General features: G+C 67.8%; 26 protein-coding genes. 10 read left to right on the forward strand and 16 right to left on the reverse strand.

Annotated features, from left to right (window positions below; genetic code table 11):
• Window positions 1–58 precede the first annotated feature (58 nt).
• The 11 genes from ACYVBS_RS08140 to ACYVBS_RS08190 form a co-directional block, all read right to left on the reverse strand.
• Window positions 59–784 carry a sulfite exporter TauE/SafE family protein gene (locus ACYVBS_RS08140; RefSeq protein WP_460822957.1) on the reverse strand — a complete coding sequence of 242 codons (726 nt, stop codon included), beginning with the start codon at window positions 782–784 and terminating at the stop codon, window positions 59–61.
• Window positions 774–1,004, reverse strand: coding sequence for a cbb3-type cytochrome oxidase assembly protein CcoS (gene ccoS / locus ACYVBS_RS08145; RefSeq protein WP_460822958.1), 231 nt, complete (start codon window positions 1,002–1,004; stop codon window positions 774–776). Before ccoS ends, ACYVBS_RS08140 begins: the two co-directional genes overlap by 11 nt.
• The gene (locus ACYVBS_RS08150) at window positions 1,001–3,376 is read right to left on the reverse strand and encodes a heavy metal translocating P-type ATPase (RefSeq protein ID WP_460822959.1); all 2,376 of its coding nucleotides are present in this window, start codon (window positions 3,374–3,376) and stop codon (window positions 1,001–1,003) included. The genes ccoS and ACYVBS_RS08150 overlap by 4 nt, the downstream gene beginning before the upstream one ends.
• Window positions 3,373–3,870: a FixH family protein gene (locus tag ACYVBS_RS08155; protein ID WP_460822960.1), complete on the reverse strand. Its 498-nt coding sequence runs from the start codon at window positions 3,868–3,870 to the stop codon at window positions 3,373–3,375. The genes ACYVBS_RS08150 and ACYVBS_RS08155 overlap by 4 nt, the downstream gene beginning before the upstream one ends.
• Window positions 3,867–5,417 (reverse strand): 4Fe-4S dicluster domain-containing protein, encoded by a 1,551-nt coding sequence (locus ACYVBS_RS08160; protein WP_460822961.1) that lies wholly within the window; start codon window positions 5,415–5,417, stop codon window positions 3,867–3,869. The genes ACYVBS_RS08155 and ACYVBS_RS08160 overlap by 4 nt, the downstream gene beginning before the upstream one ends.
• A gap of 10 nt (window positions 5,418–5,427) precedes the next feature.
• On the reverse strand, window positions 5,428–5,724 hold the full coding sequence (locus ACYVBS_RS08165; protein ID WP_036139013.1) for a hypothetical protein: 297 nt from the start codon (window positions 5,722–5,724) through the stop codon (window positions 5,428–5,430).
• Complete coding sequence (gene ccoP, locus ACYVBS_RS08170; RefSeq protein WP_460822962.1) at window positions 5,721–6,668, reverse strand: cytochrome-c oxidase, cbb3-type subunit III; 948 nt, start codon at window positions 6,666–6,668, stop codon at window positions 5,721–5,723. Before ccoP ends, ACYVBS_RS08165 begins: the two co-directional genes overlap by 4 nt.
• Window positions 6,665–6,808, reverse strand: coding sequence for a cbb3-type cytochrome oxidase subunit 3 (locus tag ACYVBS_RS08175; RefSeq protein ID WP_460822964.1), 144 nt, complete (start codon window positions 6,806–6,808; stop codon window positions 6,665–6,667). Before ACYVBS_RS08175 ends, ccoP begins: the two co-directional genes overlap by 4 nt.
• A 2-nt stretch (window positions 6,809–6,810) precedes the next feature.
• Window positions 6,811–7,437 (reverse strand): cytochrome-c oxidase, cbb3-type subunit II, encoded by a 627-nt coding sequence (ccoO, locus tag ACYVBS_RS08180; RefSeq protein ID WP_460822965.1) that lies wholly within the window; start codon window positions 7,435–7,437, stop codon window positions 6,811–6,813.
• Window positions 7,438–7,452: 15 nt separating this feature from the next.
• Complete coding sequence (ccoN, locus tag ACYVBS_RS08185) at window positions 7,453–8,928, reverse strand: cytochrome-c oxidase, cbb3-type subunit I (protein ID WP_460822966.1); 1,476 nt, start codon at window positions 8,926–8,928, stop codon at window positions 7,453–7,455.
• A gap of 130 nt (window positions 8,929–9,058) precedes the next feature.
• Complete coding sequence (locus ACYVBS_RS08190) at window positions 9,059–9,382, reverse strand: hypothetical protein (protein WP_460822967.1); 324 nt, start codon at window positions 9,380–9,382, stop codon at window positions 9,059–9,061.
• Between the two features lie 93 nt (window positions 9,383–9,475).
• Here ACYVBS_RS08190 and ACYVBS_RS08195 point away from each other — a divergent pair, with 93 nt between their 5' ends.
• Window positions 9,476–10,885, forward strand: coding sequence for an aminotransferase-like domain-containing protein (locus ACYVBS_RS08195; protein WP_460822968.1), 1,410 nt, complete (start codon window positions 9,476–9,478; stop codon window positions 10,883–10,885).
• Here ACYVBS_RS08195 and ACYVBS_RS08200 read toward each other — a convergent pair.
• From ACYVBS_RS08200 to nirK, 3 genes are read right to left on the reverse strand one after another with little or no spacing between them, the layout of a single operon-like run.
• On the reverse strand, window positions 10,882–11,484 hold the full coding sequence (locus ACYVBS_RS08200) for an SCO family protein (protein ID WP_460822969.1): 603 nt from the start codon (window positions 11,482–11,484) through the stop codon (window positions 10,882–10,884). The genes ACYVBS_RS08195 and ACYVBS_RS08200 overlap by 4 nt on opposite strands.
• Window positions 11,481–12,230 carry a formylglycine-generating enzyme family protein gene (locus ACYVBS_RS08205; protein ID WP_460822970.1) on the reverse strand — a complete coding sequence of 250 codons (750 nt, stop codon included), beginning with the start codon at window positions 12,228–12,230 and terminating at the stop codon, window positions 11,481–11,483. Before ACYVBS_RS08205 ends, ACYVBS_RS08200 begins: the two co-directional genes overlap by 4 nt.
• Window positions 12,231–12,260: 30 nt before the next feature.
• Window positions 12,261–13,784: a copper-containing nitrite reductase gene (nirK, locus tag ACYVBS_RS08210; protein WP_460822971.1), complete on the reverse strand. Its 1,524-nt coding sequence runs from the start codon at window positions 13,782–13,784 to the stop codon at window positions 12,261–12,263.
• Between the two features lie 188 nt (window positions 13,785–13,972).
• On the opposite strand from nirK, the gene ACYVBS_RS08215 reads away from it, so the two are divergent.
• The 9 genes from ACYVBS_RS08215 (at window position 13,973) to fabB (ending at window position 22,425) form a co-directional block, all read left to right on the forward strand.
• Window positions 13,973–15,196, forward strand: coding sequence for an alginate export family protein (locus tag ACYVBS_RS08215; protein ID WP_460822972.1), 1,224 nt, complete (start codon window positions 13,973–13,975; stop codon window positions 15,194–15,196).
• On the forward strand, window positions 15,193–15,429 hold the full coding sequence (locus ACYVBS_RS08220; protein ID WP_460822973.1) for a DUF2249 domain-containing protein: 237 nt from the start codon (window positions 15,193–15,195) through the stop codon (window positions 15,427–15,429). The genes ACYVBS_RS08215 and ACYVBS_RS08220 overlap by 4 nt, the downstream gene beginning before the upstream one ends.
• Window positions 15,410–16,666, forward strand: a complete 1,257-nt coding sequence (locus ACYVBS_RS08225; RefSeq protein ID WP_460822974.1) for a hypothetical protein — start codon at window positions 15,410–15,412, stop codon at window positions 16,664–16,666. The genes ACYVBS_RS08220 and ACYVBS_RS08225 overlap by 20 nt, the downstream gene beginning before the upstream one ends.
• Window positions 16,663–17,046 (forward strand): putative zinc-binding protein, encoded by a 384-nt coding sequence (locus ACYVBS_RS08230; RefSeq protein ID WP_460822976.1) that lies wholly within the window; start codon window positions 16,663–16,665, stop codon window positions 17,044–17,046. Before ACYVBS_RS08225 ends, ACYVBS_RS08230 begins: the two co-directional genes overlap by 4 nt.
• Complete coding sequence (gene ubiT, locus ACYVBS_RS08235) at window positions 17,039–17,899, forward strand: ubiquinone anaerobic biosynthesis accessory factor UbiT (protein ID WP_460822977.1); 861 nt, start codon at window positions 17,039–17,041, stop codon at window positions 17,897–17,899. The genes ACYVBS_RS08230 and ubiT overlap by 8 nt, the downstream gene beginning before the upstream one ends.
• Window positions 17,900–18,010: 111 nt before the next feature.
• A complete protein-coding gene (nadA, locus tag ACYVBS_RS08240) occupies window positions 18,011–19,039 on the forward strand; it encodes a quinolinate synthase NadA (RefSeq protein WP_460822978.1) in 1,029 nt (342 codons plus the stop codon).
• 2 nt (window positions 19,040–19,041) lie between these two features.
• Window positions 19,042–20,511, forward strand: a complete 1,470-nt coding sequence (locus ACYVBS_RS08245; RefSeq protein ID WP_460822980.1) for an L-aspartate oxidase — start codon at window positions 19,042–19,044, stop codon at window positions 20,509–20,511.
• A gap of 188 nt (window positions 20,512–20,699) precedes the next feature.
• On the forward strand, window positions 20,700–21,215 hold the full coding sequence (gene fabA / locus ACYVBS_RS08250) for a 3-hydroxyacyl-[acyl-carrier-protein] dehydratase FabA (protein ID WP_460822981.1): 516 nt from the start codon (window positions 20,700–20,702) through the stop codon (window positions 21,213–21,215).
• A 1-nt stretch (window position 21,216) separates the two neighbouring features.
• Window positions 21,217–22,425, forward strand: coding sequence for a beta-ketoacyl-ACP synthase I (gene fabB, locus ACYVBS_RS08255; protein WP_460822983.1), 1,209 nt, complete (start codon window positions 21,217–21,219; stop codon window positions 22,423–22,425).
• A 4-nt stretch (window positions 22,426–22,429) separates the two neighbouring features.
• Here fabB and ACYVBS_RS08260 read toward each other — a convergent pair whose 3' ends face one another.
• Together ACYVBS_RS08260 and ubiU are read right to left on the reverse strand one after the other, a co-directional pair.
• A complete protein-coding gene (locus tag ACYVBS_RS08260) occupies window positions 22,430–23,305 on the reverse strand; it encodes a U32 family peptidase (protein WP_460822984.1) in 876 nt (291 codons plus the stop codon).
• 10 nt (window positions 23,306–23,315) lie between these two features.
• Complete coding sequence (gene ubiU / locus ACYVBS_RS08265; protein WP_460822986.1) at window positions 23,316–24,314, reverse strand: ubiquinone anaerobic biosynthesis protein UbiU; 999 nt, start codon at window positions 24,312–24,314, stop codon at window positions 23,316–23,318.
• Window positions 24,315–24,385 lie beyond the last annotated feature (71 nt).

Below are 24,385 nucleotides of genomic sequence, written 5' to 3' on the forward strand. Positions count from 1 at the left end.
GCATGGGATCAGGACCACAGGGCGCCGCTGAGTTGGCGCCCTGCCCGCAGCGGGGCGATCAGCCGGGCAGGCTCCGGCACCCGAGCGCGGACAGCAGACCGTGCAATTGCGGCACCTGCATCAGCCAAGGCGCGGCCAGCGTCAACACGCCTGCCGTGAGTACCAGCAGCGCAGCGCCGTAACGCACGCCCGGCCGGGCCAGCCAGCCGCCCAACCGAGCGCCGGACCAGGTCAGCGGCACCATCATCGGCAGCGTGCCGAGCCCGAAGGCGGCCATGGTCAGCCCGCCGTGCAGTGCGCTGGATTGCAGCCAAGCCGCCGCGAGCAGCGTGCCGCTCAGGCCACACGGCAACCAGCCCCAGAGCATGCCGAGGCCAACGCGCTTGGGGGCGCTGTTGGCCGGCAGCAGCCGCTGTTGCAGTGGGCGCAGGCGTTGCCACACTGCAGCCCCCGGGCGTGACAGGAACGCGAGCTTGCCCTGCCGATCCAGCAGGCGCAGGGCGGCGAGCACCAGCACCGCGCCCACCGCCATGCGCAGACCGGTGGCCAGCCACTCGATGCGAAACACCCGGACGATGCCGTGGCCGATGCCGCCCGCGACCATGCCGGCCACGACATAGCCAAGCACTCGCCCCAGGTTGGTCTGCAGGGCGTGAGGCCAGCTGGCACGCTTGGCCGTGGCCGAGAAGCCTGTCGCGATGCCCCCGCACATGGCCGCGCAGTGGCCGCTGCCGAGCAGACCGGTGAGGAAGGCGGCACCTACCGCCAGCCAGTCAATCGGCATGGTTGTCAGACGTCGAAACCGCGGGCGGCGGTACGGAAGGTGACGGGGTGGGTGCGCGCGGGGTCGAGACGGGCGTGGGCGCCCGGTCATCGGCCAGGATGTCCAGTGCGGCACTGTCCAGGTCATCGAACTGGCCGCGGCGCACCGCCCACACAAAGGCCCACACGGCCACGCCAAGGAGCGCCAGGCTGATGGGGATCAGCAGGAGGAGGATGGTCATTGCCGGACTCCGCGGGCCAGCCGCAGCGCGTTGAGGGTCACCAGCAGCGAGGATAGCGCCATGCCGAGTGCGGCGATCCACGGCGTCACCATGCCCGCGGCAGCCAGGGGCAGGGCGAGCAGGTTATAGCCGATGGCCCACGCCAGGTTCTGGCGGATGATGCGGCGCGTGCGGCGTGCCAGTTCGATCGCCTGTGGAATGCGCTGCAGGGCCCCGCCGGTGATGACCAGGTCGGCGGCACGCTGCGCCAGCGCGGCGCCGTCGGCCATGGCCAGGGACACGTCGGCGCCCGCGAGGACCGGCGCGTCATTCAGGCCATCGCCCACCATGGCGACCACATGGCCGTCCTGCTGCAGGGCGCGCGCGTGGGCCAGCTTCTGCTCGGGCGTCTGCCGTGCCAGCGGCTGGGTGATGCCCAAGGCGTCCGCGAATCGTTGCACGGGGGGCGCGGCATCGCCGCTGCACAGGCCCACGGTCAGGCCTTGCGCCCGCAGTTGGGCCAAGGCGGCCGCGGCATCAGCACGCGGGCGTTCGCGCAGGTGGAAGCGGGCCACGGCCTGGTGGCCATCGCCCAGCCACACCGCGTCATCGTCCGCCGCACCGGCGGCGAAGCCGGCGCGGCCCAGTCGCCATTCGCGACCGTCGACCAGGCCACTCACGCCTTGGCCCGGCACGCTGCGCACCTGCTGTGCGTTCAATGGAATTGGCACGCCGTCGAACGCCCGCGCGATGGGGTGGCGGCTGCCTTGCTCCAACGCGGCGGCAATCCGCAGTGCGGCTTCCGCCGGAACATCGGCCAGCGGCTCGACGCGCTCGATGGCCGGCTGGCCATCGCTGAGCGTCCCGGTCTTGTCGAAGACCACGTGGTCCACCCGCGCCAGGGTGTCCAGCGCGCCGGGGCGCAGCGCCAACACGCCCATTCGCGCCAGCGCGCCGTGGGCGGTGGCCAGCGCCGCCGGGATCGCCAGCGACAGCGCGCAGGGGCAACTGATCACCAGCAGCGCCAGCAGCACTTCAAAGGCGCGCGACGGGTCATATACGCGCCAGCCGGCGTACACCACCGCCGCCACCAGCAGCAACGCGGCGACGAACCACGAGGCGATGCGGTCAGCTGTACGGGCCAGCGGCGGACGCTCGCCCTGCGCGCGCTCCACCAGGCGCGTGAGCTGCGACAGGCGCGTCTGCGCGCCCACGGCCGACACTCGGACGCGTGCGGCGGTGTCGCGGCAATAGCTGCCGGCGTACACGCTGTCGTCCACGGCTTTGGCAACGGGCGTGGATTCGCCGGTCAACAGGGACTCATCCACCGTGGCCACGTGGTCGAGGACCACGCCATCAGCTGGCACCGCCTCACCGGCGCCGATGCGCACCACGTCCCCGACCTGGAGCGCGTTGACCGGCACCTGCTCCGGATGGCCATGGGCGTCCTCGCGCGTGGCGAGGGTGGGCCGCGCGCGGGCGAGGGCATCCACCTGCGCGCTGGCGATGTTTCGGCCCCGCTGCTCCAGCAGGCGGGCGACCAGCAGCAGGAACACGAACATCACCGCTGCGTCGTACCAGACGTGCGGGCCACCGCGGACGGTTTCGATCACGCTGGCGGCGTAGGCGAGCAGGGTGGCGCTGGCGATCAGTGTGTCCATGCCCAGGCGGCGGCCGCGCCACTCGTGCCACATGCCGCTGATGAACGGCCAGCCGGAGTAGAAGACCACCGGCGTGGACACCAGGAACGTCACCCAGCGGAAGAAGTCGCGGGTGGGCACGCTCATCTGGTTGGCGGTGTCCAGGTACAGCGCCTCGGCCAGCATCATCGCCTGCATCGAGCCGAGTCCGGCGAGGCCGATGCGCACCAGCCAGCGGTTGCGCTCGCGGCGGCGCTGGCGTTCGCTTTCCTCACCCGAGGCAAGGAACGGGCGGTAGCCGAGGGCCGCGAGCTTGGCCAGCAGTGCTGACAAAGTCGTGCGTGCCGGGTCCCAGCCAATGCGGATGCGGCCGGTCACGGCGTTGGCGCCGGCGTCCAGCACGCCGGGCTGGCGCTGCAGCGCACGGTCGATCAGCCACGCACACGCGGCGCAGCGCATGCCGTCGGTCAGTACGGTGATCTCGCGCCCACCGGCGACGTCGCGGGTGTGCCCGCCGACCACATCGTCGCGGTCCCAGATGCGGTAGTCGGCCGCGTCGGCGTCCACGCGCGAGGCCGCGTCGCTGCGCAGGCGGTAGTAGTCGCCCAGGTCGGCGTCTTCGATCCACGCGGCGGCGGCGCTGCAACCGGTGCAGCAGAACAGCCGCTCGACGCCCGCTACCGGTTGGTGGATGGCGTCGTGGGGAAGGGGTTCACCGCAGTGGTAGCAGGCGGTACTGCCGGGTACGTTCACTGCTCGGCGAGCGCGGAGCCCAAATGCGCGGCCTGCTGGCCACGGGGCAGGCGGCCGCGCAGGCGCCAGTCACCGCTGGCGCTGGTCAGCTGCAGGCGCCAGTCGTGCCGCGCATCCACTTCCAGCGGTGCGCTCCAGCCCAGTTCGTCGGGCTTGAGGTCGACCTTGAGGTCTTCCTCACTGCGGTTGGGATGCTGCAACACCAGGTGCAAGGTCTGCGAGCGGTCGAAGGTGCCGCTGGCGGGGAACACCTGCACCCCGTCCTTGGCAATGCGGAACACCGCGCCCAGCCCCAGCTTCCGGGCATTCTCGTCGGGACTCAGGTCAGTCGTCTGGATTTGCGCCGTGCGTTGCACGTCATCCGGCACGGCGTCGATGCTGCCGGCGCGGTTGGAGACGACAACCATCGTGATGCCGCCAATGACCGCGACCGCGGGCAACGCGACCACCAGCCACATCATCGGCTCACGCCACGGGGAACGCTTGTCACTCATTGCAGGGGTCCGAAGAAAGTGGAAGCGACGACTTCACGGGTGTCGTCGTCGGTATCCGTGACCACGAAGCGCACGTCGTGCCGGCCATGGATGCTGGCGGGCGCGGAGAGCGTCACCGCCCGCGAAACGATCTGCTGCGGCGCGGCGGTGATGGCCACCGGCGCACCCGGCAGGGCGATGCCGGCGGTGTCGGTTTCCAGCGTCAGCGTGTAGGTCTGCGGCTGGTCGGTCTTGTTGATCACCTTGAGCGTGTAGCCGTTCTCGGTCTGCTCGCCGACGGTGCGGAACAAGGCGTTGCGATCGCGCAGCACTTCGGCGATCAGCGGGCTGCGGGTGCCCACGCCCCAGGCCCAGGCCACGATCAGGCCCAGCAGCAGGGTGCCGTAGATGAAGATGCGCGGGCGCAGCACGCGGGTGCGCTTGCCATCGATCGCGTTCTGCGTGGAGTAGCGGATCAGCCCGTGCGGGTAACCCATCTTGTCCATGATCTCGTCACAGGCGTCGATGCAGGCGCCGCAGGCGATGCACTCGTACTGCAGACCATTGCGGATGTCGATGCCGGTGGGGCACACCTGCACGCACATGGTGCAGTCGATGCAGTCGCCCAGTTCATCGGGAGCGAACTTGGGCAATGGCACTGCTTCGGCGCCGGCACCGGCCAGGGTGATGGTGCCGCGAGCCTGCGCCTGCTGGTCGGCCGCACTGGGGTGGCGGCTGGCGCGGAACACGTAGTCGTAGGCCGTGATCTGGTCGAGCAGGCCGCGGCCGCGCTCCAGCACGCTGGCCACCAGGCCGCGCTTGCGCGGGCCACGCGGCTCGCCGCGCATGGGGTCATACGCAATGATCAGCGTGTTGCGGTCGAACATCGCGCTCTGGAAGCGCGCGTACGGGCACATGTACTTGCATACCTGCTCGCGCAGGAAGCCGGCGTTGCCCCACGTGGCCAGCGCGTAGAAGAACACCCAGAAGGTTTCCCAGCCGCCCCAGCCCGCCGGCGCGCGCGCGGCCAGGTCCTTGATGGGGGTGAAGAAGCCGACGAAGGTGAAGCCGGTCCACAGCGCGAACAGCAGCCAGGCCACATGCTTGCTGCCCTTGCGCAGGACCTTCTCGCGGGTCCACGGACCGGCGTCGAGCTTCATGCGCTTGTGGCGGTCGCCCTCGATGGCGCTCTCCATCCACAGGAACACTTCGGTCCACACGGTCTGCGGGCAGGCGTAGCCGCAGAACAGCCGGCCGGCGAGGGCGGTGAAGAAGAACAGCGCCATCGCCGCGATGATCAGCAGCAGCGCCAGGAACAGGAAGTCCTGTGGCCAGAACGTCAGGCCGAAGACGTAGAACTTGCGCGCGGGCAGGTCGAACAGCACGGCCTGGCGGCCGTCCCAACTCAGCCACGGGAAGAGGTAGAACATGCCCAGCAGCCAGAAGACCGCTGCCACCCGAAGGCGGTTCAGCGGTCCGGACACGTCGCGCGGGTAGACCTTCCGTTCGCTGACGTAAGCGCTGGGGCCGCCGTCATCAAGCAGGTCGAGGGGGATTTTCTTGCTCATTGCCTTCCGGTCATTCCGGGGGCAGCGGCTTGTTGAAGCGGCTGGCCGGACGCAGCAGGATCCAGGTGAAGAAACTGGCCGACGCGGTGGCCAGCCAGAACATGAAGAAACCGATGCTGTAACCCAGCCCGCGGCTGATTTCGATCTGCGGGAAGGTCATGTCCCGCAGCGCCAGCGGGTCGACGAAGGCGAAGAACACCATCGTCGACACGCCAGCGGCGAAGAAGCTGGGCCAGAGGATCGCGCCGATCCTCTGGGCCATGGGCCGCGGTTCGTGGTCGAAACGGGGCTGGGTGAAGTCCGTCATTGAGCCGATTTTCCGGATTGCGGGTTCGCGCTTCCGGAGGCGGTGTTCGACAGGGACCAGACGTACGCCGCCACCAGACGCGAACGGGTTTCGCCAAGGAGTTCGCGGTGTGCAGGCATGATGCCATGACGGCCGGCCGAGATGGTCTGGCGCAGGCTTTCCTTGCTGTCGCCGTACAGCCAGTAGTTGTCCGTCAGGTCCGGGGCGCCCATGGCCTGGTTGCCCTTGCCCTCGACGCCGTGGCACGCCACGCAGACGCCGTCGTACAGGGTCTTGCCGCGCGCCGCCATGAAGTCGTTCTGCATGCCCGCCGGGTCGCTGAGCGTGCGGACGTAGGCGATCACGTAGTCCACCGCGTTCTCGCCGCCCATGCCGGTCAGCACCTTGCCCCATTCGGGCATGACGCCTTCACGCCCATTGAGCACCGTCTCCAGCACCTGGTCGGGCGAACCGCCCCAATGCCAGATCTTGTCGGTCAGGTTGGGGTAGCCGATGGCACCCGTCGCCGCCGAGCCGTGGCAGGTGGAGCAGGTGTTGCCGAAGATCGAGCGGCCCAGGGCGAGCGCCTTGGGGTCCTTGGCCAACACGTCGATCGACTGGCCCTGGTACGGGGCAAACGTCTTCTCGAGCTTGGCGTCCTCGCGGGCCTTGACCTGCGCATGCTCACCCTTCGACGACCACTTGCCGGCGCCGGCGTAGTTGCCCCAGCCGCCGTACCAGGTCAGATAACCCAGCGCGAAGACGATGGTGATGTAGAACAGGTTGATCCACCACTTGGGCAGCGGCTTGTTGTACTCGGTGATGTCGCCGTCCCAGACATGGCTGGTTTCTTCCGGCTTCGGGTCACCCGGGCGGCGCTTGGCCGTCCACCACAGCAGCCACGTGTAGGCGGCGATGTTGATCGCCGCGATGACGATGATGTACCACGACCAGCCCGTACTCATCGGCTGTTCTCCAGATCGTTGTCGTTGAGGGGCAGCTGCGCTGCCTCGTCGAATTCACGCTTGCGCCGCGGGCTCCAGACCCATGCCCAGCCGGCGATGAAGGTCACGAGCAGCAGGGCGGTGACGATGCCGGACACCATGGTCAGCCTCCTCGCGGTGCGTGCTTGCCCAGGCCCTGCAGGTAGGCCACGACAGCATCGAGTTCGGTCTTGCCCTGCACGTCGGCGGCCGCCTTGGCGATTTCCGCGTCGGTGTACGGGTCGCCCAGCTTCTGCAGGGTGCGCATGTGCTGGGTGATCTGGGCGCCGTCGACTTCGTTCTTGGCCAGCCACGGGAAGCTGGGCATGTTGGACTCGGGCACCACGTCGCGCGGGTTGATCAGGTGCACGCGGTGCCAGTCGTCGGAGTAGCGGCCGCCCACGCGGGCCAGGTCGGGACCGGTGCGCTTGGAGCCCCACTGGAACGGACGGTCATAGACCGATTCGCCCGCCAGGGAGTAGTGGCCGTAGCGTTCGGTCTCGAAGCGCAGGGTGCGGACCATCTGCGAGTGGCAGTTGTAGCAGCCCTCGCGGACGTAGACGTCGCGACCGGCCAGCTGCAGGGCCGGGTAAGGCTTCACGCCCGGCAGCGGCTGGATGGTCTCGGCCTGGAACATCAGCGGCACGATTTCCGCGAGGCCGCCGAAGGACACGGCCACCGCGATCAGCACCGCCATCAGGCCGACGTTCTTCTCGACTTTCTCGTGTGCGTTGGTGTTGTTATTGCTCATGTAGGGTCCTCGGGCTCAGGCGCGCGCGTCGGCGGCGTCGGGCGGGAGCAGCGGCTGCGGGGCGATGACCTTCACCTGCTGATAGGTCTTCCACACGTTCCAGGCCATCAGGATCATGCCGGACAGCACCAGCAGGCCGCCAAGCAGTCGACCCAGGTAGTACGGATAGGTGAAGTTGAGCGCTTCGACGAAGGTGTACGTCAGCGTGCCGTCGTCGTTGGTGGCGCGCCACATCAGGCCCTGCATGACGCCCGCGATCCACATCGAAGCGATGTAGAACACCACGCCGATGGTGTGGATCCAGAAGTGGGTGTCGATGAGCTTGGTGGAGAACATCTCCTTCAGGCCCAGCATGCGCGGCAGCAGCGCGTAGATGGAGCCGATGGAGATCATGGCCACCCAGCCCAGGGCGCCGGCGTGCACGTGGCCCACGGTCCAGTCGGTGTAGTGGCTGAGCGAGTTGACGGTCTTGATCGACATCATCGGGCCTTCGAAGGTCGCGATCATGTAAAACGAGACGGCCACGATCAGGAACTTCAGGATCGGGTCGGTGCGCAGCTTGTACCAGACGCCCGACAGGGTCATCACGCCGTTGATGGCGCCACCCCACGACGGGGCCAGCAGGATCAGCGAGAACACCATGCCCAGCGACTGCGCCCAGTCAGGCAGCGCGGTGTATTGCAGGTGGTGCGGGCCGGCCCACATGTACACGGCGATCAGCGCCCAGAAGTGCACGATGGACAGGCGGTAGGAGTAGATCGGGCGCTGCACCTGCTTGGGGATGTAGTAGTACATCATCCCGAGGAAGCCGGCGGTCAGGAAGAAGCCCACCGCATTGTGGCCGTACCACCACTGCGCCATGGCGTCGACGGCGCCGGTGTAGGCCGAGTACGACTTGGTCATGCTGGCCGGCAGCGCGATGTTGTTGACGATGTGCAACAGCGCCACGGCGATGATGAACGCGCCGTAGAACCAGTTGGCCACGTAGATGTGCTTGACCTTGCGCTTGGCGATGGTGCCGAGGAACAGCACCGCATACGCCACCCAGACAATGGTGATCAGGATGTCGATCGGCCATTCCAGCTCGGCGTATTCCTTGCCCTGGGTCAGGCCCAGCGGCAGGGTGATGGCCGCGGCCACGATCACGGCCTGCCAGCCCCAGAACACGAAGGCGGCCAGCTTGTCGGAGATCACGCGGACATGGCAGGTGCGCTGCACGACATGCAGGCTGGTGGCAAACAGCGCGGAACCACCGAAGGCGAAGATGACCGCGTTGGTGTGCAGCGGGCGCAGGCGGCCGTAGCTGAGCCACGGAATGCCTTCACCCAGCGTGGGCCAGTACAGCTGGGCGGCGATGATCACGCCTACCAGCATGCCGACAATGCCCCACAGGACGGTGGCGACGGCGAACTGCCGGACCACTCGGTCATTGTAATAACCGGCCAGGCCGGCGCCCGCGCTGTCGGTGCGCGAGACATCGTTATAAGTCATGGGAATACCTTCGACGAGGGTTAACGATATTTTGAGGGGGCGTGCCGGAGGGGACTTGATCCAGATCAAGTGACCAACGTATGGAGCACGGCTTCATGGCCTGCGAGTGGTCCGGGCCTGGGCCTGGGGGTCAATCAGCGGTCACCGCAATGCGGCGCAACCAGCGCCAGCGGAGCAGGAGGGCCACCGTCATCACCCCGAGGAACAGCCCGTAGGCCACTGACGTCGCCAGGACCTGCTTCCACATCGCGCCGTGGGAGGGATCGGCATTCAGCATGCTCCACTGCATGCCCGCGAATGCCGCTCCCGTCGCGCCAATCAATGAGATGGTGTCGAAGGCCTTGCGTGCCCCGGTGCGTGGCCGGCGCGGAAAGCACCAGAACAGCACCGCCAGGATCGAAAACCAGGGGATGAACAGGATCAGGGCCAGGTTCAGCTCGATCTCCGGGTTCACAGGCGTACCTCGCGACAGGGGCCAGAGAGGATAGGGTAACCGTATCAGTCGTTGTAGACTCAGAAAAAGGCGAAAAGACCGTATCAGTTTGCCGTGAAGCGCTACGAAGCCCTCGCCGACGACATTGCCCGGTCGATCCAGCGCGGGCTGCTCAAGCCCGGTGAGCGCTTGCCGTCGGTGCGGGAGACCTGCGCGGCGCGGAAAATCAGTCCGTCGACCGTGTTCCAGGCGTATTACCTGCTGGAAGGCCGTGGGCTGGTGGAATCCCGGCCGCGATCGGGTTACTACGTGGCCCGCGAGCCGGTACGCCTTCCACCGGAACCCGAGGCGGCCTCCCGCCCGGACGGCGCCTCACGGCCGGTGGATATCAGTGACCTGGTGTTCCAGGTGCTGCAATCGAGCATGGACCGCGACCGGGTGCCCTTCGGGTCCGCCTTTCCCAGTCCCTTGCTCTTTCCGCTGCAGCGGTTGGGCCGGGAGATGGCAAGGGCGGCCACGCACCTGGACCCGTGGAGCACGGTTGACGACCTCACGCCAGGGCAGGCGGGGCTGCGCCGGCAGATCGCCCGCCGCTATCTGGTGGAGGGCATTGATGTGTCGGCCGACGACATCATCATCACCAACGGCGCGATGGAAGCCTTGAGCCTGAGCATCGCGGCGGTGACCCAACCCGGTGATGCGGTGCTGGTGGAGTCGCCCTGCTTCTACGTTGCCTTGCAGGTGCTGGAACGCAATCGGCTGCAGGCCATTGAGGTGCCCACGCACCCGCGCGAGGGCGTGGACCTTGACGCCATGGCGCAAGCCATCGCGCGGCACGCACCCAAGGCGTGCTGGTTGATGCCGACCTTCCAGAACCCCTTGGGCAGCACGATGCCCGATGCCAACAAGCGTGCCTTGGTGGAGTTGCTGGCCCGGCATGGGATTCCGCTGGTCGAGGACGATGTCTACGCGGACCTGCATTTCCAGCCCGTGCGGCCACCGCCGGCCAAGGCCTATGACCGTGACGGGCTGGTGCTGCATTGCGGTTCGTTCTCCAAATGCCTGGCACCGGGGTACCGGATCGGTTGGGTCGCGCCCGGGCGTTTCCGCAAGCAGGTGGCGCGCAACAAGCTGACCTCCACCCTCAACACCAACGTGCCGGCGCAGCTGGCCATTGCCGGCTATCTGGAAGGCGGCGGGTTCGAACGGCACCTGCGCCGTCTGCGCGAAAGGTTGGCGCAGCAGCAGGCGCAGTACGTGGCGGCGATTGCCGAGGCATTCCCGCGGGAAACGCGCGTAACGCGCCCCTTGGGTGGCTATTTCCTATGGCTGGAGTTGCCCGCTGGCAGCGATGCGCTGGCGTTGCGACAACGGGCCTTGGCCCATGGCATGAGCCTGGCGCCAGGGCCGATGTTCTCGCCCAGCCGCGCTTTCACCCATTGCGTCCGACTCAATTGCGGCCATCCCTTCGATGCGCGGATGGCCGAGGCGGTGGCAACGCTGGGCCGACTGGCCTCGAGCTAGCGCTTGGGCGTGGCGACCGGGGCTGCGAGCGCCTTGCGCACCGCGGCCACGAATTCCGGATCCGGGCGCGTGCCCATCTGTTCGGTGCGGGCGAGGATGCGACCGTTGGCATCCAGCAGCACCAGTGCGCTGGTGTGGTTGAACTCGCCGTCTTCGAGCTGGCGGTAACGGATGCCCAGCACGCCGGCGATGGCACGCACGTCGTCGGCCTTTGGGCTGGCGAGCGTCCAGCGCGATCCATCCAGCTTGCGCTTGTTGAACACGATGGACAGCTTGTCGGGGCTGTCGCGCTGCGGGTCCATGCTGACCAGCAGGATGCCCAGCTTCTTCTGCTCGGCCGGTGTCAACGAGCGTTCGATGGCCTTGCCGCTGTCGATGATCAGCGGGCAGATGAACTTGCACGAGGTGTAGAACATCGAGACCAGTTGCACCTTGCCGCGCTTGTCGGCCAGGCGCAGCTTGCGGCCTTGCTGGTCCACCAGCGGCGCGTTTAGCTGGTACACCGAGTCCGAGGGCAGCGACGCGGCCTTGGGTGCGGCCTGGGCCAGGCCTGCGACGAGAGCGAGCGGTGCAAGTGCGGCCAACAGGAAAGTCTTCATTTCACGTCCTTGGCGCAGCGGAAGCCGAGGTTGCCGGTGGTGTCCTGGCCCCCGAGCGATGAGAGCATCGCCACGCGCATCAGGACCGCGTAGTTGTCGCGGTCGTTCATGGACAGGGCGCCGGCGCCGCAGAAGCGGGTCTTGTCGGCATCGCCCTGGTTGCGGTTGTCCGAATCCACCAGCATGGCTGAGTAATCCTCGGTCCATTCCCACACCAGGCCGTGGATGTCCTGCACGCCATAGGCGTTGGGGGCCTGCAGGCCGGCGCGGGGCAGGGCGGTCTTGGACGAGCGCGAGTACCAGTTGAGGATGCGTTCGCGCCAGGCGGGGTCGCGGCGCGCATCCTTGCGGGTCTCGTCGGCGGCGGCCACGTATTCCCACTCGGACCACGTGGGCAGGCGCGCGCCTTTGGATTGGCAGTACGCGTCAGCGGCGAACCAGCTGACCCACACCACCGGTTGTTGGGGCTGGGCATTGGCGCCCAGCGTCTGCGGGCCGGCCCAGTGCGACAGGTAGCGGGTCTCGGCGAAGACGCCGGCGACCTTGCCACGCTGCCATTGCGGGTTGGCCTTCACGAACGCCAGGAACTCGGCGTTCGTGACGGGGGTGCGCATCATCTGGAAGGGCTTGATGCGCACCTGGCTGTTGCTGTCTTCGTACTTCAGGGCCGAGCGGAATGTGCCGCCCGGCAGCGTGACGTACCCACCCGGGCCGGCGGCGAGGACGCCGGCGGCGGGCAGTGCCATCAGGAGTATCGCTGCCAGGCGGCGCATGGCTCAGTGACCTCCCGAGGCGTTGGCCGGTGCGGCCTTGCGGGCAGCCGCGGCGTCCGCGCTGGTCACCTGGCCACCCGGGTTGCCCCAGCTGTTGAGCACGTAGGTGGAGATGTTGGCCACTTCGTCGTCGGTCAGCTGGTTCATCGGCGGCATGTTGGAGTTGTAATCCTTGCCGTTGACCTTAACCGGACCGACCAGACCGTGCAGGATGATGCTCGCCACGCGCTTGGGATCGGCCTTGATGTAGTCCGAATTCGCCAGTGGCGGGAACACACCCTCGAGCCCCTGGCCGTTGGCCTGGTGGCAGGTGGAGCAGGTGCCGGCGAACAGCGCCTGGCCAGCCTTGATCTGCTCTTCCTTGGTCAGCGCACCGGCCTTGGCCGAAGCAGCGGCGGTCGCAACGGCGGCCATGTTCGGCTGCGCGCGGTCACCCAGGTAGACCTCGTCCACTTCCTTGCCCGAGTAGATTTCCTTGTTCTCCGGGCCATCGGCCTTGAGGATGGCAAGGGCACCCTTGTTGAAGGCGCGGAAGATGGAGTGGTCGACCAGCACGTAGCTGCCCGGCACTTCCAGGTGGAAGTCCATCATCGCGGCGCCACCGGCCGGGATCAGCGTGGTCTGCACGTTCTCCTGGAAGTGCGTGCCGCCTTCGTACCAGACCTTGTCGAAGATCTCGCCGATCACGTGGAAGCTGGACACCAGGTTCGGGCCACCGTTGCCCACGTACAGGCGGACGGTTTCGCCGACCTTGGCGGTCAGGGCCTTGTCACCCGTGAGCGCGCCTTCCGAGCCATTGAACAGCACGTAGGTCGGGTGCTCCTCGATGGCCTTCTCCATGTCGAACGGCTGCAGGCCCTTCTCGCGGTACTTGCCCTTCGTGTAGAAGTCGCCCTGCATCACGTAGTACTCCTTGTCGACCTTCGGCAGCCCTTCCGGCGGCTCGACCAGGATCAGGCCGTACATGCCGTTGGCCACGTGCATGCCCACCGGCGCGGTGGCGCAGTGGTACACGTACAGGCCGGCGTTGAGGGCCTTGAAGGTGAAGCGGGACTTGTGGCCCGGCGCGGTGAAGCTGGAGGCGGCGCCGCCACCCGGACCGGTCACGCCGTGCAGGTCGATGTTGTGCGGCATCTTGCTGTCGGGCGCGTTCTTCAGGTGGAACTCCACCGTGTCGCCCTGGCGCACGCGGATGAAGCTGCCCGGCACCGTGCCACCGAAGGTCCAGAAGGTGTAGCTGACGCCTTCGGAAATCGGCATCTCCTTCTCGATCACTTCCAGCTCGACGATGACCTTGGCCGGTGCGGTACGGCCGGTGGCCGGCGGTACCATGGGCGGCTGGGTCAGCACGGCCTTGATCGGCTCGCCCTGCGGCGGACCGAAATCGCCCTTGCGCGAACCCCCGGTGTCCTTGGCCGCTGCGGCTGTGGCGCTGTCCTTACCGGTTTCCTTGCTGCTGTCGCAGCCCGACAGCGTCATGGCGAGCGCTGCGGTTGCGAGGACCAGCGATTGGGTGACACGTCTCATGAACATCCCCTTCAACAATGGCCACATGGCCTACGGTTGGAAGACTGCCGACCGGTGCTGGCGGCAAACCTGATAAGAATCAAATTACGGTTCCGGTCGCGGGGGACCGGCTGTTCGCTTGACCTTGGTCAAGGCGGGCACGTGGGGCCGGCGTAGGCTGCGCGCCAAGTCATCACGGGCCAACAACCATGAAACGCAAGGAATGCCGCCCCTTCGCGGCAGTCGTGCTGGTGCTTGCTCCCCTCCCTGTGCTTGCGGACTCCAGCCTGCAACTCGAGTGGGACCTGCGGGCCCGACACGAGCAGGTGGACGATAGCGGATTTGACATGGAAGCGCAGGCGTCGACGCTGCGCCTGCGTGCGGCCTTGCGCGCCGCATTCGGCGCCGGCTTCACAGCTTTCGTGGAAGGCGAAGGCGTGGCCGCGGCCAACGATCACTACAACAGCGGTGCCAATGGCGAGACCCGCTATCCCGGTGTGCTCGACCCCACTGGCGCCGAGCTCAACCAGGCGTGGCTGGGCTGGAAGGGGACGAATGCGTCCGCAATGGTGGGGCGCCAGCGCATTGTGTTGGACAACCAGCGCTGGGTGGGCAACGTCGGCTGGCGCCATAACGAACAGACTTTCGATGCGATGGCGGTGCAGTGGAAGCCCATGGCATCGCTGACCCTGGGATACCACTGGCTGGACAAGGTGCATCGGGTCTCCGGTGACGACGCCCTCAATCCGCTGGCGCGCGAGCGCGATCTCGATACCCACCTGTTCAACGCCGCCTGGAAGGGAGCCTCGCAGCAGGTGACCGGCTATGCCTACCTGCACGACGACCAGGACGTGGCCAGTGCATCCACCGCTACCTACGGCCTGCGTTGGACCGGCACCCACCTGCGCGATGGGCGCGGCCCCGGCTGGACGGTGGAAGTGGCGCGCCAGAACGACCACGCGGACAACCTGCGGAATGTCGGCCACGACTATTGGCTGCTCGAGCCCGCGTGGTCATTCGGCAACGTGACGGCCCGCGCAGGCTGGGAGCACCTTGGCGGTGATGGCGTGACCGCGGTGCAGGCGCCGCTGGCGACGCTGCATGCCTTCAACGGGTGGGCGGACCAGTTCCTTGTCACGCCGGCCGGTGGACTTGAAGACCAGTACCTCGCCGTCGGTGGCAAGTGGGGTCGTGGACGGCTGGACGGCAAACTCAACTGGGCTGCGGCCTGGCACGACTACAGCGCCGATGTCGGCGGTGACTACGGGCGCGAGTGGAATGCCTCGCTCGGCTTCCCATTGCCCGGTGGTCTGGCGGGATTGGTCAAAGTGGCGGATTACCAGGCCGACGGATTTGGCCGCGATACCACCAAGCTCTGGCTGCAGGTGGAATGGCGTGGCACGCAAAAGCTGACGGGCGGAGCGGGGCAATGAACCGACTGGATTTCCGCGGCCTGCCCGCACCTGAACCCTTGTTGCAGGCCTTGGCCGCCGCTGACGCGCTGGAGCCGGGACAGGCCGTGGAGGTGCTGACGCCACTGCTGCCAACCCCGCTGCTGGATGCGCTGGCCGCGCGCGGCCTGCAATGGCGGGCGGAATCGCCTCCGGATGGCGGTGTGTGCGTCGCCATCCAGCGACCGGCAGCGAATGGCCAAACTCTCGATTGAACAGGCACCGGCACCCTCGACGCCACGGCTGTTCCTGCTGACGGCGTCCGTTTGGGCGACTGTGGCCGGTGGTCTGTTGGCGATCGACGGTGGCGCCGCGGTCGCGTCGCGCTGGGGTGGGGTGACGCTGGCGCTGGTGCATGCGCTGACGCTGGGCTTCCTCGGCAATGCGATGTTCGGCAGCCTGCTGCAGTTTCTGCCCGTCGCGGCGGGCGTGCGTGTGCGTGGCGGGCGAAGTGGCGCATTGTCGCTGTGGAGTCTGTTGAACCTGGGGACGCTGGCCTTGGTGGTGGCATTCCGCTGGCCGCTGGCATGGCCGATGTGGTGGGGCGGCATGCTGCTGGCCGCGGCGTTTGCGCTGCTGGCTACGCTGGTACTGCCGGGCGTGCTGCGCGCCACGGGGCAACGCTTCCTGCGTTGGGGACTGGGTGGCGCTATCGCGGGTGGCGTGGTGACGGCGACGCTTGGCCTGTGCCTCACGCTGAGCCTGTCCGGCGTGCACGCCGTGCCCGTGCTGGCGCTGACCAACGTGCATGCGGCGTGGGGCACGCTGGGCTGGGTCATGGCGCTGCTGGCATCGGTGTCCCGCTTGGTGGGGCCGATGTTCCAGGGAATGACGGTGCCGCGCCCGCAATGGCAGGGCGCGTGGCAGATGGGCCTGTATGCACTGCTGGTTTCGGGCAGTATCGCGCTGCTGCTGGGCGGCGTGCCCGGCTGGTTTCGGGTCGGCGTTGGACTTTGCGGCCTGGTGTTCGCGGTGACTGGACTGCTGCTGCAGGCTCGCGCGCCGCGATTGAAGAAAGCCCCGCTGACCGGCTTCTGGGCGTCGGGCTTGCTTGCCCTCGCGGCCAGTGCCGTGGTGTTGCTCGCCAGTGAATCGCAGGCCGTCCTGGTCGCGGCGCTGGCAATTGCCATTGGCCTGCCATTGTTGGTGGTGGGAATGCAGCTGGAGATCGTCGCGTTTCTGGGGTGGATCGGGTTGCATCGCCACTGCGGCAAGGGCATCCGGTTGCCCGGCGTCCAACTCCTGCTGCCGGAGCGCGACAAGGTCGTGGTGCTCGCGCTTCACCTCATGGCAGCGATCGCATTGCCGGTGGCCGTCGTGGTGCCTTCGGGGGCGGTTGCGCGCATGGCAGGCGCAGGCCTGTTGCTGGCGCACGGTGCGACGCTGGTCGCGTTGTGTGGCGTGGCATGGCGCAGTCGCCGGTTCGTGCAACAGCTGGGAGCGCGCACATGAGCAGGCATCTGCCGCTGGTCTATTCGTGCTCGGGCTGTTCCAGCGCCGCGCAGATGGCCAATCATCTGGCGCTGCGGCTGGATCGCGCGGGCGAGGCGGAAATGTCCTGTATCGCCGGCGTCGGTGGTGGCGTCACAGGGCTGGTCCGCACCGCGCGCAGCGGCCGGCCGATCCTCGCGTTGGACGGCTGCGTGCTCAAGTGCGTGTCCGCCTGCCTGTCGAACGCAGGCGTGGTGGCGGATCGGCACCTGGTGCTGTCCGACCATGGCGTGCGCAAGCACAAGCATGCCGACTTCGATGCTGACGAGGCGGACCGGTTGTACGCCGCCGAGATACTGCCTGCGGCGCGGGCGCTGAATACGGGAGACAGGGATGAATGACGCCGCGCCCGGCCTTGCGCAGGTGCGCCGGGCCATTGATGGGGTCGACGATGGGCTGGTGTTGCTGCTGGCGGCCCGGTTGCGGCTGGCGGGCATCGCGGGGCGCATCAAGGCCCGAGCCGGCATCACCGGCCGCGACGTAGCGCGCGAGCAACGCGTGCACCGAAGGGGGCAAACGCTCGCCAAGGCCGTGGGGGTGTCCCCAGAGGTCGCCAGCGGGGTCCTGGAACTGGCCATCGGCGCGGCCTGCCGCGAACAGGGGCTCGCAAATGATTTGGATCAAGGTGACGTGGGGGGCGAGGGGCGCATCATCGCGCCCACCATGTACACCCGACCCGAATCCGTCGCGCCGGCACATCGCCTGCTGCGCTTCATTCCTCCTCCGCGGCGCCTGGCGCCCGCATTGCGCGTGCTGCCGGCCAGCGTGCAGCGGCGCCTGCTGGAGCGCGCGATGGCGAAGGTGTTGTCCGGCCCATTGGACGGCGGCGCGCTTGAGTTCATGGACGGTCGACGCCTGGGCATCGAGGTCAGTGACCTGGGGCTGCGCTGGGTGGTCGAGCTGCAAGGTGCGCGTTTGGTAGTGGTGGATGCCCCGGCCGAGGCGACCGTACGCGGCACGGTCACGGACCTGCTGCTGCTGGCGGGTAGGTTGGAAGACGCGGACACGCTGTTTTTCCAGCGACGCCTTGTTCTGACGGGCGACACCGAGCTCGGGCTCACGGCCCGCAACCTGCTGGATCGGCTGCCATGGGAGCGCGTGCCATTGGGATTGCGGATCGCGCTCAATCGCGGGGCGCGCTTCGCCAGTGCTGCGCGCGCGGCCCATCGCGCAAGGGGCACTGGGGGCGCCTGACGGCGGCCTGTCCGTCGAAGGTGCCTTTGCCCACCACTTTATCTACGGCGCCACACGCCGCCGCCCGGATTACGGCGAGGCGATGCGCCATCCACGAACTTTCATTGCGCCATGCCCACCGACACGATCTCCACCACGCGGCCACGCTGGACGCCTGAACTCGCCGAGCGCTACGCCGATCTCGGCGCGCGACTCGAACAGCTTGTCCCCTGCCTGGAGGTGCCCCTGCACCTGCCCTGGATCGACGCGATCAACCGCCTCAAGCGCGAGCGCGGCGCCATGATCATGGCGCACAGCTACCAATCGCCGGAGATCTTCCACGGCGTGGCTGACATCACCGGGGACTCGCTGGCGCTGGCGCAGGCCGCGGCGGAGTGCGATGCCGACGTCATCGTGCTGTGCGGCGTCCACTTCATGGCCGAGAGCGCCAAGATCCTGGCGCCCGACCGCACCGTGCTGATCCCCGACCTGGAGGCCGGCTGCTCCTTGGCGTCATCCATTACCACGGACGACGTGCGCGCCCTGCGCGCACAGCACCCTGGGGTGCCCGTGGTCAGCTACGTCAACACCTCGGCGGCGGTGAAGGCCGAGTCCGATGCCTGCTGCACTTCTGCCAATGCGATGCAGGTGGTGGAGGCGATGGGCACCGACAAGGTGATCTTCCTGCCGGACCGTTTCCTGGGTGCCTACGTGGCCTCGCAGACGGACGTGGAACTGGTGCTGTGGAACGGCAGTTGTGAGGTGCACGAGCAGTTCACTGCGCAACAGGCCCGGCACACCCGCGAGCGCTTCGAGGCCAAACTGGTGGCACACCCCGAATGCCCGCCCGACGTACTGGCCGAGGCGGACTTCGTCGGCTCCACCAGCGCCATGGGCCGATGGCTGGAAAAGGAGAAGCCGCAGCGGGTGGCGCTCATCACCGAGTGCTCGATGGCGGACAACCTCAAGGCGCAGTTCCCGGCGATCGACTTCGTCAAGCCGTGCAACCTGTGTCCGCACATGAAACGGATCACGCTGGAGAACATCCACGCGTGCCTGCTGGATCTCAAGCATGAGGTGCACGTGCCCGCCGACGTGGCGGCGGGTGCGCGGCGCGCCCTGGAGCGCATGCTGGCGGTGGGGCGGCGCGAACGGGTGTGACCGTGGCAGCACCGATCATCGTGGTCGGCGGTGGCATCGCTGGCCTGGTCACGGCGTTGGCCGCCGCGCCCGCGCCTGTGTTGCTGCTGACCCGCAGCAACGGCAGTCACGGTGCCGCCAGTGCGCTGGCGCAGGGCGGGATCGCGGCGGCGCTGGCTACGGGCGACTGCCCTGACACACACGCCCACGACACCTGCGTCGCGGGCAGCCATCACAACGACGCCGCCATGGTCGGGATGCTGACCGAGGGTGCGGCTGAAGCCGTCGCGTGGTTGCAGCGGCAGGGCGTTGCCTTCGATCGTGACGCCGCCGGCACCCTGCAGTTCGCCCGGGAAGGCGGACACGACCGCCCGCGCGTCATCCATGCCGGGGGCGACGCCACCGGTGCGGTGGTGATGAAGGCGCTCGTGGCGGCCGCGCGCAACGCATCGCACATCGAGCGCCATGCCGGTGTCGAGGTGGATGGGCTGGTGCTGCGCGGCGGCCGCGTCGGCGGCGTCTGCGTGACCCGCACCGATGGCACCCAGTCAGCACTGGAAGGGCGTGCGGTGGTGCTCGCCACCGGCGGTATTGGCGGCGTGTTCGCACATACCAGCAACCCCGCCGAGGCCGACGGGAGCGGGCTTGCCCTGGCCATGGCCGCGGGTGCGGTGATGCGCGACCTGGAATTCATGCAGTTTCATCCCACCGCGCTTGCCATTCCCGACCTGCACAGTCTGCCGCTGGTGACCGAGGCCCTGCGTGGCGCAGGTGCAACCCTGCTGGACGCTCGTGACGCGCCGCTGATGGCGGGCGTGCATCCGCTGGGTGACCTGGCCCCACGCGATATCGTGGCGCGCCGGGTTTGGACGGCCTGTCAGGAAGGCGGTGCCTGGCTGGATGCGCGCCAGATCGGGGACCGCTTTGCGCAGGCGTTCCCGACCGTGCTGGCATCGTGTCTGGCGCACGGTGTTGATCCGCGCACGCAACCGATCCCCGTGACGCCCGCCGCGCATTTCCACATGGGCGGCATCGCCGCTGACGCCGAGGGCCGCACGTCGCTGCCGGGTCTCTTTGCCGTGGGTGAAGTGGCGTGCAACGGCGTGCACGGCGCCAATCGGCTGGCGAGCAATTCGCTGCTGGAGGGCGTGGTGTTCGGTCGGCGGCTGGGTGGCGCGCTGCGCGACGCGCCGGAGACGCGCGATGGCGGTCGCTCGTTCAAGTTCCTGCACCGCGGACCGTCGCTGGACGCCGCGCAATTGGCGCGCCTGCGCGACCTGATGACGCAGGCGATGGGCCCAGTGCGCACCGGCGCGTTGCTGCAGGTCGCCCTGCGTGACTGCGATGCACTCGCACGGGTCGGGTGGCAGGGGGCTCTGGCGCGTGCGCTGGTGGGGGCCGCGCTGCGCAGGCGGCAGAGTCTCGGCGCGCATTTTCGTGACGATGGCCCGCTGGCGGGGCATTCGACCAAAGGCGCGTGGCGGGCTGCCTGAGTCGCGCCTTTTTCGGCAAGGTCGCGTGAAAGTCAACACTGGCGCGGGCTGCAGCAGGACAGTTGTGCATAAATAGGAAAAACAAGCGTTTGACCTACGCTGCCGTACGGAAACTGACCATTGACGCAAGTCAGTACGGCCTAGAAAGTTTGTCGCCAAAATTGCGTCTTTCCACGGTGAACTCCCCCATGACCAGACCGTCCTCGCTCGACCGTGAGCAGCTGCTTGCCTGTGCCCGCGGTGAGATGTTCGGACCCGGCAATGCGCGCCTGCCTGCGCCGCCGATGCTGATGTTCGACCGCATCACCCATATCGCCACCGAAGGCGGCCAGTACGGCAAGGGCGTGATCCGCGCCGAGCTCGATATCAACCCGGACCTGTGGTTCTTCGAGTGCCACTTCCTCGGCGACCCGGTCATGCCGGGCTGCCTGGGCCTGGATGCCATGTGGCAGCTCACCGGCTTCTACCTGCCGTGGCTGGGCGCCCCGGGCCGTGGCCGCGCGCTGGGCGTCGGCGAGGTCAAGTTCAGCGGCCAGGTGCTGCCGAATGCCAAGGTCGTGAGCTACGAGATCGACATCCGCCGCGTGATGCGCGGCAAGCTGGAACTGGTGATCGCCGACGGCCGCACCCTGGTGGACGGCCGCGAGATCTATGTCGCGAAGGACCTGCGCGTGGGCCTGTTCTCCTCCACCGAGGGTTTCTGAAATGCGTCGTGTTGTCGTAACCGGCCTGGGCATCGTGTCTTGCCTGGGCAATGACCTGGACAGCGTGTCCGCCTCGCTGCGCGAGAGCCGCGCCGGCATCACCTTCCAGCCTGACTATGCCGAGATGGGGCTGCGCAGCCACGTGGCGGGCGTGCCGCAGATCGATCTCGATGCCGAGATCGACCGCAAGCAGAAGCGCTTCATGGGCGATGCGGCGGCCTATGCCACCGTGTCCATGCGCGATGCCATCGCCGATGCCGGGCTCACGCCGGAGCAGGTCAGCCAGTTGCGCACGGGCGTCATCGCCGGTTCCGGTGGCGGCTCGCCGCAGTGGCAGATCGAGACCGCAGACCTGATGCGCAATCGTGGCGTGCGCAAGGTCGGGCCGTACATGGTGCCGCGCACGATGTGCTCCACCGTGTCGGCTGCGCTGGCCACCGCGTTCGCCATCAAGGGCGTCAGCTACTCGCTGTCGGCCGCCTGCGCCACCTCGGCGCACTGCATCGGCGCGGCGGCGGACATGATCCGCCATGGCGCGCAGGACATCATGTTCGCCGGCGGCGGCGAAGAAGTGCACTGGGGCATGACCTGCCAGTTCGACGCGATGGGCGCGCTGTCCACCTCGTTCAACGAGACCCCGGCCAGCGCTTCGCGTCCGTACGACGCAGATCGCGACGGCTTCGTCATCGCCGGTGGCGGCGGCATGGTCGTGTTGGAAGAGTACGAGCACGCCAAGGCGCGCGGCGCGAAGGTCTACGCCGAGCTGCTGGGCTACGGCGTCACCTCCGACGGTGCCGACATGGTCGCCCCGTCGGGCGAGGGCGCGGTGCGCTGCATGCAGATGGCGATGGCCGGCATCGACCGCCCCATCGACTACCTCAACACCCACGGCACCTCCACGCCGCTGGGCGACGTGACCGAGCTGGACGCGGTGCGCAAGGTGTTCGGCGACGCGCTGCCGGCGATTTCCTCGACCAAGGCACTGTCTGGCCACTCGCTGGGTGCCGCGTCGGTGCACGAGGCGATCTACTGCCTGCTGATGATGCGCGATGGGTTCCTGGCTGGCTCGGCCAACATCAGCAACCTGGACGAACGTGCGGCCGCTTTCCCGATCGTGCGCGAAAGCCGCGAGGCCAAGCTGGACACCGTGATGTCCAACAGCTTCGGCTTCGGCGGCACCAACGCGGCCCTGGTGTTCGGCCGCGTCTGATGGCTCAGGCGGCGACCGGGCGCATGCCCGGTTCGCCGTGCCAGTAGCCGTTGCGGTGGCCGATGCGCGGCGGCGCGGTCAGGCTGCCGCGCGCCAGGTCGAAGTGGCGCACGACTGCCTCCATACCGTCCGCCTGCGGGTACAGCCGCAGGATGTCCACGCCCTGCGCGCGCAGGTCCGGCAGTTCCGGACCCAGGTCGGTGATTTCCTCGCCCTGTACCTGGATGCCGTTGATGCGCAGGAAGGGGCGCCCTTCGCGCGTGGCCAGCGGCAGTCCGTCCGGGTAGTCGATGCAGCGGAAGCCGCATTGGTCCTTGGCGATGTCGAGGGCGCGCGCGGTAAAGCACCGTGCCGAATACGACAGCGGCAGGCGACCCCAGGCAATCACCTCAAGCTCCGGCATGGCGCCGCCGTCCTGTTCGAACGCATCCCTGAGCTCGCGGATGAGCGTGTGGCCCTGTTCCACGCCCGGTACCCAGCGGCGCAGGCCATCCTCGACCAGCATCGCCAGCGCGTGGTGGTTGTAGACGTTCAATGCCGGGCCCGCGACGAACGGCGTGCCTTTTTCCCTGCACAGCTGCACCGCCGAGAGGTCGTTGGCCTCCACCCAGAACCCGCCGTGACCGACCAAGCGGTTGAGCACGCTCAACTCCGATTCGGCCTCGATCAGCGCGAGTGAGGACAGCACGATCTGCTTGCCGCTGGCAGCCAGTTCCTCGGCCAGCCCTATCCACTCGACAGTGCGCAACTCGCGCCGCTTGCTGCACACGGTTTCGCCCAGGTAGACGATGTCCACCGGCCAGTGGATGGCCTCGCGGTAGAAGGCGAGGGTGCGCTCGCGCGGCCAGAAGTACTGCATTGGGCCTAAGCTCAGTTTCATCATGTCGTCCTCAGTGCCACGCGCGGTGATACGGCCCCAGCGTGGTCTGGTGGCCCTCGGCATGGCGCGAAAGCTCGCTCTGCCACTCGGGCTGCAGTTGCCAGTGCGCTTCGTCGGCGGCCAGCCGGTCCAGCGCCTTGCGCCAGGTGCGCGTAACGGAACTGACGTACGCCACGCCGCGCTGCCGGCCTTCGATCTTCAATGCGGTCACGCCGGCCTGCTTCAGGCGCGGCAGCAGCTCCATGGTGTTGAGGCTGGTCGGCTCCTCCAGCGCGTGGAAGATTTCGTTGCCCACGTCGAAGCGGCCCTTGCACACGGTCGGGTAACCGGCCGGTTCCTCGGGCTTGAATTCATCGATCAGCACGTCGTTGAGGCGCACGCTGCGACTGCCGTCGTTGTGCTCGTCCCAGCGCACGAACTTCGCCGGGGAGCACACGCCGTGGCGGTTGGGCGAAGCGCCGGTCACATAGCTCGACAGCTGGCACCGCCCCTCCACCATGATGCACAGGCTGCCGAAGGCGAACACTTCCAGTGCCACCGGCGAGTTATGGCACAGCCGCTCAACCTGCTGGATCGACAGCACACGGGGCAGCACGGCACGGCTGATACCGAAACGCTCGTAGGCATAGCGCAGCGCCGGCGCGGTGGTGGCAGAGCCCTGCACCGACAGGTGGCGAGGCAGCGACGGGTGCGTGCGCGCTGCATAGTCCAGCACCGCCATCTCCGCGGCGATGATCGCGTCGGCGCCCAGCGATGCGGCCTTGTCCACCGCGGCGTGCCAGTCCTTCAGTCGCGCACTGTCGGGGTAGGTATTGAGCGCCAGGTACACCTTGGCGTTTTTTGCGTGGGCGTAGCGGATGCCCGCGCGCAGCTCGTCATCGCTGAAGTTGAGGCCGGGGAAGGCGCGCGCGTTGGTCTGGTCACGGAAGCCCGCGTACACCGCGTTGGCGCCGGCATCCACCGCAGCCTGCAGGGCCGGCAGGTTGCCGGCGGGACACACCAGTTGCATGGAAAGCTTCCAGCTGGGGAAGCGTGAATGGTCTTGCGCCTGCTCGGAGGCGTCATTGATTTGCGTCAATC

The sequence above is a fragment of the Lysobacter olei genome (genome assembly GCF_054777355.1).